The sequence below is a fragment of the Curtobacterium subtropicum genome (assembly GCF_030362975.1).
Classification (GTDB): Bacteria; Actinomycetota; Actinomycetes; order Actinomycetales; family Microbacteriaceae; genus Curtobacterium; species Curtobacterium subtropicum.
The window spans coordinates 24,218-32,536 of the sequence record NZ_JAUCMM010000020.1 but is presented as its reverse complement, the minus strand read 5'-3'; the positions used below and the strand labels follow the sequence as shown (position 1 = coordinate 32,536).

Genomic DNA, 8,319 nt, shown 5'->3' with positions numbered 1-8,319 from the left:
GCGCGGGCCGCGGCCCGCGCGGGCCGCGGCCCGCGCGGGCCGCGGCGCGCGCCTACGCCTCGCCGGCGGTACCGTCCAGCGCCGCGGCGCTGCCACCGATCGAGCCGATCACGGCCTCGAGCGGCGCACCCGACCCGTCACGCTTCGACAGCCAGTCGGGCAGGGTCCGAGCAGCGCCGTCGGCGCCGACGGCGTGCGGCGGCGCGATGCCGGCCCACGCCACGGTCAGGCCGTCCTCGCCCTTCAGGAACGCGTGCGCCCGCACACCCTGGGTCGCCCGACCCTTCGCTGGGAACTCCGAGAACGCCGACACCTTCGCCCGTCCGGGGTCCGTGCCGGGCAGCGCCCCCGAGGCCGTCGACACCGTGGCCACCACCGCGTCGTCGGAGCGGGCGACGGACCCGAACCAGATCACCGACGCGCCCGAGGCCAGGGAGACACCCGCGACGCCACCTGCGGGCAGTCCTTGAGGCCGGACACCCGACGCCGGGAACCGCAGCAGCTGCGCGTTCGACGTGATGAACACGAGGTCGTCCGACTCCGGCGCCTGCGCGGCACCGACGACGGTGTCCTTCGGCTTGAGCCCGATCGCGACGAACTCGTCCTTGTCCGGCCAGGCACCCGTCGCGACGCGCTTCACGATGCCCTGCGCGGTGCCGATCGCGAGCGAGTCCGTCGCCCCGGCCGACAGGTCGACGAGCGCGACGACGGTCTCGGTCCGGGCGATCCCGAGGTAGTCGGACACCCGGACACCGGCGTCGAGCCGGACGGACGCCGGCGGCACCGCGGGGACGTCGACCGGGGAGAACCGCAGGACCCGCCCGGTCGAGGTCAGCGCCCCGACCTGTCCGCGGACGGTCGAGAGGACGGTCGAACGGACCGCGTCGTGCTTCGACCGCTTCGGCACGCGCACGATCCCCAGGTCGGTGTCGGGGACGTCCACCCGCACGAGTCGTCCGGTGGTCGAGAGCAGCACGCGGCACGGGGCATCGGCGATCTGCAGCGACTCGGGGTCGACCGCAGCCTTGCGGCCACCGCGCACCGGGGCATCGGCCTCGGTGAGCAGGGTGCGACGCGGGGTGGCGAAGCGGTCGGAGACCTCGGTGAGCTCCTGTGCCACCTGGGCACGGAGTCGGGCGTCGGAGGCCAGCAGTTCCTCGAGCGCGGCGATGTCCGCGAGCAGCTGGTCGCGCTCGCCCTCGAGCTCGAGGCGGGAGAACTTCGTCAGGCGCCGCAGTCGCAGCTCGAGGATGTACTCGGCCTGCACCTCGGACAGGTCGAACACGGTCTGCAGGCGCGATCGTGCGGCCTCGGAGTCGTCCGACGAGCGGATGACCTCGATGACCTCGTCGATGTCGAGGATCGCGATGAGCAGGCCCTCGACCAGGTGCAGCCGCTCTCGCCGCCGTGCCAGGCGGTACTCGGACCGGCGGGTCACCACGTCGATGCGGTGCTGCACGTACACGTCGAGCAGCTCGCGCAGCCCGAGGGTCCGCGGCGATCCGTTGACGAGCGCGACGTTGTTGATGCCGAAGCCGTCCTCGAGCGGGGTGTGCTTGTACAGCTGCTCGAGCACGGCCGTCGGGTTGAAGCCGGACTTGATGCCGATGACGAGCCGCAGCCCGTGGTTCCGGTCGGTCAGGTCGTTGACGTCCGAGATGCCGACGAGTTTCTTCGCCTGCACCCCGTCCTTGATCTTCTCGATCACGCGCTCGGGGCCGACCAGGTAGGGCAGCTCGGTGACGACGAGGCCGACCTTGCGCGGCGTGAGGTTCTCGACGCTCACCTTCGCCCGGGTGCGGAACGAGCCGCGTCCGGTGGCGTAGGCGTCGCGCACCCCGGAGAGCCCGACGATCGTGCCGCCCGACGGCAGGTCCGGGCCCGGCACGAACTCCATCAGTTCCTCGAGCGTCGCTGTCGGGTTCAGGAGCAGGTGCTTGGCGGCCTCGACGACCTCGCCCAGGTTGTGCGGCGCCATGTTCGTCGCCATGCCGACCGCGATGCCGGACGCGCCGTTCACGAGCAGGTTCGGGAACGCCGCAGGCAGCACGCCCGGCTGCATGATCTGGTTGTCGTAGTTCGGGACGAAGTCGACGACGTCCTCGCCGAGGCCCTCGGTCATCGCCATCGACGGCTCGGCCAGGCGCGCTTCGGTGTACCGCGCGGCCGCGGGTCCGTCGTCGAGCGACCCGAAGTTGCCGTGCCCGTCGACCAGCGGCACGCGCATGGTGAACGGCTGCGCCATCCGCACGAGGGCGTCGTAGATCGCCCCGTCGCCGTGCGGGTGCAGCTTGCCCATGACCTCGCCGGTGACGCGGGCGCTCTTCACGTGCCCCCGGTCCGGCCGCAGTCCCATCTCGGCCATCTGGTACAGGATGCGTCGCTGCACCGGCTTGAGACCGTCGCGCGCGTCCGGCAGGGCCCGCGAGTAGATGACGGAGTACGCGTACTCGAGGAACGAGCCCTGCATCTCCTCGGAGACGTCGACGTCCTCGATGCGCTCACCGTCGGGCAGGCCGACTGCTTCCGTGCGTGCCATGGGACCTTTCTGGGAGGATCGTGGGGTGCCCCCCAGCGTACCGAGCGCCCCAGACACCACCGCGAACCTCGCCGACGTGCTCCCGAGTTGCCTCGTCGCGCTCGGCGCCGCGGACGACACGTGGTTGCGCACCACCGGCCGGGAGGCGCGGATCACCCTCCGACCCGCCCGCTCCGTCGTCGTCGTCCTGGTCGACGGCCTGGGCTCCGCCGCGCTGTCGGCGCGCGCTGGACACGCCCGTTGGCTCACCGCCGCCACCGGCGGCGGCAGCGTCAAGCGGCTGCGCAGCGGGTTCCCGACGACGACCGCGGCGGCGCTGAGCACCCTGACGACCGGCCGGTCACCGGGCACGCACGGCGTGGTCGGCTACAGCGGCTGGGACCCCGACGGCGAGCGGGTCGTCAACCTGCTCTCCGGGTGGGACGCCGAGGTCCCCGCGGGCTGGCTGCTCACCGAGACCGTCTTCACCGAGGCCACCGCGCTCGGCATCGACCCCGTGGTCGTCGGCCCGGCCCGTTACGAGTCCTCGGGGATGACCGCGAACGTGCTCGGCGGAGCGCGGTACGCCGCCGCGGACAGCATCGCGCAGCGGGTCGACGCCGCGCTGGCAGCGACTGCGTCCGGACGCTCGCTCGTCTACCTCTACGTGCCGGAACTCGACTCGATCGGGCACAAGCGCGGGTGGGAGTCGGACCGCTGGACCGTGGCGCTCGAGTCACTCGACGGCGAGCTCGCCCGGCTCGCGGCCCGGTGTGCTCCCGACGTGGGCATCCTCGTGACGGCCGACCACGGCGTGCTCGACGTGCCGGCCGAGGCGAACATCGCGATCGACCCGGCACTCCTGGTCGACGTCGTGGGCATCGCCGGGGACCCCCGCTGCCGCCAGCTGGCCGTCCGCCCGGGCACCGACGTGCCGGCGCTGGTCGAGGCCTGGCGCACCCGCTACGGCAAGAAGGCGTACGTCGTCAGCCGTGACGAAGCCGTGGCCGCCGGGTGGTTCGGCGCGGTCGACGACCGGGTGCTCCCGCGCATCGGTGACGTCGTCGTCGTGGCGCGGGGTTCGTGGGCGTTCAACGACGACCGCGAGGCCGACCCGCGGAAGGAGCCGAAGCGGATGATCGGCCAGCACGGCGCGATGACGGACGACGAGGTCTTCGTGCCGCTGCGCCTGGCGGGGGCCTTCGCGAGCTGAGCCGAGCCGGGGGAGAACGGCGACAGCCCCGCGACGCGACAGGCGTGGCGGGGCTGCACCGGGCCTCCCGTCCGGACGGACCGGAGGGTGGCCAGGGGATCAGGCGGGGTCCTCCGGGCGGGTGCCGAACACGATCTCGTCCCAACTCGGCATCGACCGGCGATTGCGCTTCTTGCGCTCCGAGCGGCCGTCGGTCTCGGGCGCCGATGCCGGACGGTCGTCGCGCTCGGGGGCGGAGGCCGGCGAGTCCCAGCCCTGCAGCGGCACGTCCACGACGCTGATCGAGGTGCCGCGCGGCGCGTCCTGCTGCTCGGTGAAGGACGCGGCCTCGCGCTCACCGCGACGACGGCGGAGTGCCTCGAGCAGGTCCGCGGTCTCGTTGCCGGGCGACCGTTCCTCGACCGGCGCGGCGCCGATGCGGGGGAGCGGTGCGCGGAGCGGGCGCTCCTGCGCCTCGGGTGCCGGTGCGTCCTCGGTCTGCTCGACGCGGAAGGCGCCGGAGTCGAAGCGGGTGCCGTCGGCGTCGTGGTGGTCGTTCTCCACCGCGCGCAGGCGCGGGGCGATGCCCTCGTCATCGGTGTGCGACAGGCGGTGCGCGTCGCCGTTGTCCGGGGTGAGCGTGGACGTCTTCGGGTCGAACAGCCACTGCGCGTCGTGCTCGACCTCGGACGCGGTGTAGCGGACGCGCACCTGCCAGCCCTGCTCGGCGTTCTTCCACGAGGCCCACTCGACGGCGGTGGCGTCGCCGGACTCGAGCTTGGCCTCGATGGCCTCGCCGAACGTGTCGGGGGCCTCGGCGTCGGTCGGCGTCACGGGCACGCGGCGGGCGGCGTCGAGGACGAATGCCCGCTCGGCCAGCACGGGGCCCTCGAACCGGCGGACGTACTCGACGTCGACGTCGAGCGCTGCAGCGACGTCGGCCGCGTCCGCACCACCGCGGATGCGCGCCTGGACGTCCTTCGGTGACACGCGCTTCTGCGGGCCGGCGTCGGGGTTGGCCTGGCGGACCTGGCTCGACAGCGACGCGGTGACCGGCAACCGGAACTCGGTGCCGCCGTCGGTCGCGAGCAGGAGTGCCCCGGACTCGACTCCGATGACTCTCACGTCTTGCATGGTTGCGCCTCCCGAGCGTTGCGTACGGTCGTGCTCGTACCTTGCAGGAGTATGCAGCCGCGGGCGTCCGATCCCGCGGAGGCGCACGGGCGTGCCGCGCACTCCCACACCCCGGGAATGTCCGGGTCCGGCACCGGGTTGCACGGCCTGACGATCCCGCACGGCGTTCGGTTTGCGCTCTCGCGGGTCGTGGTGCAAACTGTCGCCGCCGATCACCGGCGACGACCTCTCGACACGAGAAACGGATGGGCATGGCCACCGATTACGACGCCCCCAGGAAGACCGACGACTCCTCTGACTCGGAGTCGATCGAGGCCCTCAAGGAGCGCGTGCCCGACAAGATGTCGGGGGTCGTCGACGATGATTCCGACAACCCCGGCAGCTTCGAGCTCGCCGGACAGGACCTCAGCGACGTCGACCTCGACGTCGTCGTGCTGCCGCCGCAGGTCGACGAGTTCACCTGCGTCGAGTGCTTCCTCGTGAAGCACCGCTCGCAGCTCGACCACGAGTCGAAGCTCGGCCCCGTGTGCGCGGAGTGCACGGCGCTCTAGGCACGCTGCTCGTCGGACGGCCCGTCACCCCTCGTGGGTGGCGGGCCGTTCCGCGTGCGGGGGTGCGGGTCGGGAGCCGTTCCGCGCGTAGGAGACCGTTCCGCGCGTGGGAGGTCGTTCCGCGCGTGGGAGGCCGGAAGTTCTCGCCCCCTACGGGCGGATCAGCTTCCCATCGCGGGCGTGATGGGCTCGAACGCGCCCGACTGGCGGGCCGGTCGGGCGGGGCGGGAGGGAGCTGTGCCTCCCGGCCGGCCGGACCGAGCGCGCCCGACCGGCCCCGCGTCAGGAACGCAGGGCGTCGACGACCGCCTGCGGGTTGCGCGCACTGACGAGCCAGTACGGCGTCGGGTCCGCCGGGTCCGCGACCTCGACCCGCACGACGCCGCGCACGTACCCGCGGAACAGCGTCCACGCGCGGGCGTCGAGCGCCGGACCACGCTGCGTCGTCGCCGCGGGGCCCTCGTACGCGGCGACCTCGCCCACGAGCGTCCGCGGCAGGTGCGCGCGGCCGGCGCGGAACTCGGTGTCGGTGACCTCGATCGTCGGGGCGAGCGCCCAGAGCAGCACGACGATCCCGAGGTACATGCCGATCGCCACGAGGACGCCGGCCAGGACGCTGATCGGCAGGAACACGAGCAGGCTCGCGGGGATGACGAGCGCCGTCGCCAGGTAGAGGGCGGGCGGAGCCCAGAGTCGTTCGCGGTACACGGTCACCCCTCCATCCCACCACGACTCGGGGCAGGTCACGGAACGGTCACGGAACGACCGGGCTCGTGCACTACCCTCGTCTCGTGACCGAACCAGTCGACGTGCTCTGGACCGGGGCGAACGCCCCCGTCCACGCCCACCCCGGAGACGCCGGAGCCGACCTCGTCTCGACCGAGGCCTTCGTGCTGCAGCCGGGGGAGCGCCGCCTCGTCGGCACCGGACTCCGCATCGCGCTGCCGGACGGGTTCGTCGCCTTCGTCGTGCCCCGGAGCGGGCTGGCGGCGAAGCACGGCATCACGATCGTGAACGCCCCCGGGACGGTCGACTCCGGCTACCGCGGCGAGGTCAAGGTCGCACTGCTCAACACCGACGCGGCCGAGCCGTACGAGGTGCACGTCGGTGACCGCATCGCGCAGGTGATCGTCATGCCGGTGCCGCGGGTCACGTTCACCCGGGTCGACGAGCTGCCGGAGAGCGTCCGCGGTGCGGGCGGCTTCGGCTCGTCGGGCTACGGTGACCAGCGCAGCGGTGCCCTGTCCGGCGCCGCGCACACGCAGGAAGGAACGAGCGCATGAAGTTCGGTCGACGCAAGCGGGACGAGGTCGAGGTGGCGGAGGCCGTCGCCGACGACGCCGTGGTCGCAGGGACGACGCCGGAGGTCGACATCGCGACCGACGCCGACGCCGACCTCGACGAGGTGGACGCGGTCGCCCCGACCGACAAGTCCGCTCCGGAGGACCGCGCCGAGAACGGTCCGCACGACGAGACCGAGGCGAACCTCGTGCGCCCGTACGTCGACCTGGGCGGTGTGAAGGTGCTCCCGCGCGAGGGCCTGCACCTCCGCCTCGAGGTCGAGGAGGGCTCGCAGCGCGTCGTCGCCGTCGGGCTCGACTACGACGAGTCCACGCTCCAGGTGCAGCCCTTCGCCGCGCCCCGCTCGACGGGGCTCTGGCACGAGATCCGCGCGCAGATCGCCGACCAGATCGAGCGCCAGGGCGGCCGCGTGGAGGAGGTCGACGGCCCCTTCGGCCCCGAGCTCCGTGCCCTCGTGCCGGTCGTCGTCGACGGCTCCGGCGCGACCGACGGCGCCCGCGCCGCACGCTTCGTCGGTGTCGACGGTCCCCGCTGGTTCCTGCGCGGCGTGATCGCCGGCAAGGCCGCCGAGAGCCCGGACGACGCCGCCGAGATCGAGGAGCTCTTCCGCTCCGTCGTCGTGGTGCGCGGTACCACGCCGATGCCGCCGCGCGACCTCATCCCGCTGCACATGCCGAAGTCCACGCAGACCGCGGTCTGACGACCGGCTCCCGACGACCGCTCGCGACGCGAGACACCGACGACACGGCCTGGAGGCACGGTGCCGGACCACGACGAGACCCCCCGTCCCGCGGACACGCGCGGCGAGCACGCCGTCCCGGCTCCGAGCGCCGGCACGCCGGACGACGCTGCGCCGTCGTTCTCGGCGCAGTTCCGCGCCGCGGTGCAGAACGCCGGCATCGCTCGGGTCGCGCCCGGTGAGGCGCCCTCCGGCCGCGCCCTGCTCGGCGCGGTCGGTGGCGTGCGCGGGCTCGCCGAGTCGGTGCTGCCCGGGTTCGCGTTCCTCGTCGTCTACGCGGTCACGAAGGAGCTCGTGCCGAGTGTCGTGATCCCGGTGCTCGTGGGGCTCGTCTTCGTCGTGGTCCGTCTGGCGCAGCGGCAGTCGCTCGTGATGTCCTTCGCCGGGATCGCGGGCGTGGTGGTCTCGGCTGCCCTGGCGCTGTTCACCGGTCGGGCCGAGACCAACTTCATCCCGGGCATCGTCATCAACTCGGTGTGGCTCGTGGGTCTGCTCGTCACCCTGGCGATCCGTTGGCCGCTGATCGGCGTGGTGGTGGGCTTCCTGCTCCCGCCGAACGAGGACGGATCCCACGTCGACTGGCGGGCGGACGCGGCCAAGCGCCGCGTGCTCACCGTCGCCACCTGGATCTGGGTCGGGCTCTTCGCGGTCCGGCTCGCCGTCGAGGTGCCGCTCTACCTGACCGCGCAGGTCGAGCTCCTCGCCGCGGTCAAGCTCGTGCTCGGGGTGCCGCTCTACGCCGCCGTGCTCTGGGTCACGTGGCTGCTCGTCCGCACGGTGTTCGTTCGCCGGGAGGACACCGCCGCGGTGTAGAGTTGTCTCGACATCGAGACAGTTTCCCGGGGGCGCGCCCGCACCGTCGGGATTAGGTTTGCCTTGCTGG

8 protein-coding genes are annotated in these 8,319 nt (G+C 72.9%); 5 read left to right on the top strand and 3 right to left on the bottom strand.

Annotated features, from left to right (window positions below; all coding sequences use genetic code 11):
• Positions 1 to 52 precede the first annotated feature (52 nt).
• The gene (locus QUG98_RS16515) at positions 53 to 2,539 is read right to left on the bottom strand and encodes a DNA gyrase/topoisomerase IV subunit A (RefSeq protein ID WP_289471582.1); all 2,487 of its coding nucleotides are present in this window, start codon (positions 2,537 to 2,539) and stop codon (positions 53 to 55) included.
• A 25-nt stretch (positions 2,540 to 2,564) separates the two neighbouring features.
• On the opposite strand from QUG98_RS16515, the gene QUG98_RS16510 reads away from it, so the two are divergent.
• Positions 2,565 to 3,731, top strand: a complete 1,167-nt coding sequence (locus QUG98_RS16510) for an alkaline phosphatase family protein (protein ID WP_289471581.1) — start codon at positions 2,565 to 2,567, stop codon at positions 3,729 to 3,731.
• Between the two features lie 99 nt (positions 3,732 to 3,830).
• Here QUG98_RS16510 and sepH read toward each other — a convergent pair whose 3' ends face one another.
• Complete coding sequence (sepH, locus tag QUG98_RS16505; RefSeq protein WP_289471580.1) at positions 3,831 to 4,844, bottom strand: septation protein SepH; 1,014 nt, start codon at positions 4,842 to 4,844, stop codon at positions 3,831 to 3,833.
• A gap of 251 nt (positions 4,845 to 5,095) precedes the next feature.
• Here sepH and QUG98_RS16500 point away from each other — a divergent pair, with 251 nt between their 5' ends.
• Positions 5,096 to 5,395 (top strand): DUF4193 domain-containing protein, encoded by a 300-nt coding sequence (locus tag QUG98_RS16500; protein ID WP_289471579.1) that lies wholly within the window; start codon positions 5,096 to 5,098, stop codon positions 5,393 to 5,395.
• Positions 5,396 to 5,677: 282 nt separating this feature from the next.
• On the opposite strand, the gene QUG98_RS16495 is transcribed toward QUG98_RS16500, so the two are convergent.
• Positions 5,678 to 6,109, bottom strand: coding sequence for a DUF3093 domain-containing protein (locus tag QUG98_RS16495; protein WP_289471578.1), 432 nt, complete (start codon positions 6,107 to 6,109; stop codon positions 5,678 to 5,680).
• A gap of 77 nt (positions 6,110 to 6,186) precedes the next feature.
• On the opposite strand from QUG98_RS16495, the gene dut reads away from it, so the two are divergent.
• The 3 genes from dut to QUG98_RS16480 are packed head-to-tail and all read left to right on the top strand — an operon-like array spanning position 6,187 to position 8,249.
• Positions 6,187 to 6,678, top strand: coding sequence for a dUTP diphosphatase (gene dut / locus QUG98_RS16490; protein ID WP_289471577.1), 492 nt, complete (start codon positions 6,187 to 6,189; stop codon positions 6,676 to 6,678).
• Positions 6,675 to 7,397, top strand: coding sequence for a DUF3710 domain-containing protein (locus tag QUG98_RS16485; RefSeq protein ID WP_289471576.1), 723 nt, complete (start codon positions 6,675 to 6,677; stop codon positions 7,395 to 7,397). Before dut ends, QUG98_RS16485 begins: the two co-directional genes overlap by 4 nt.
• Positions 7,398 to 7,457: 60 nt before the next feature.
• The gene (locus QUG98_RS16480; RefSeq protein WP_289471575.1) at positions 7,458 to 8,249 is read left to right on the top strand and encodes a DUF3159 domain-containing protein; all 792 of its coding nucleotides are present in this window, start codon (positions 7,458 to 7,460) and stop codon (positions 8,247 to 8,249) included.
• Positions 8,250 to 8,319: the final 70 nt, after the last annotated feature.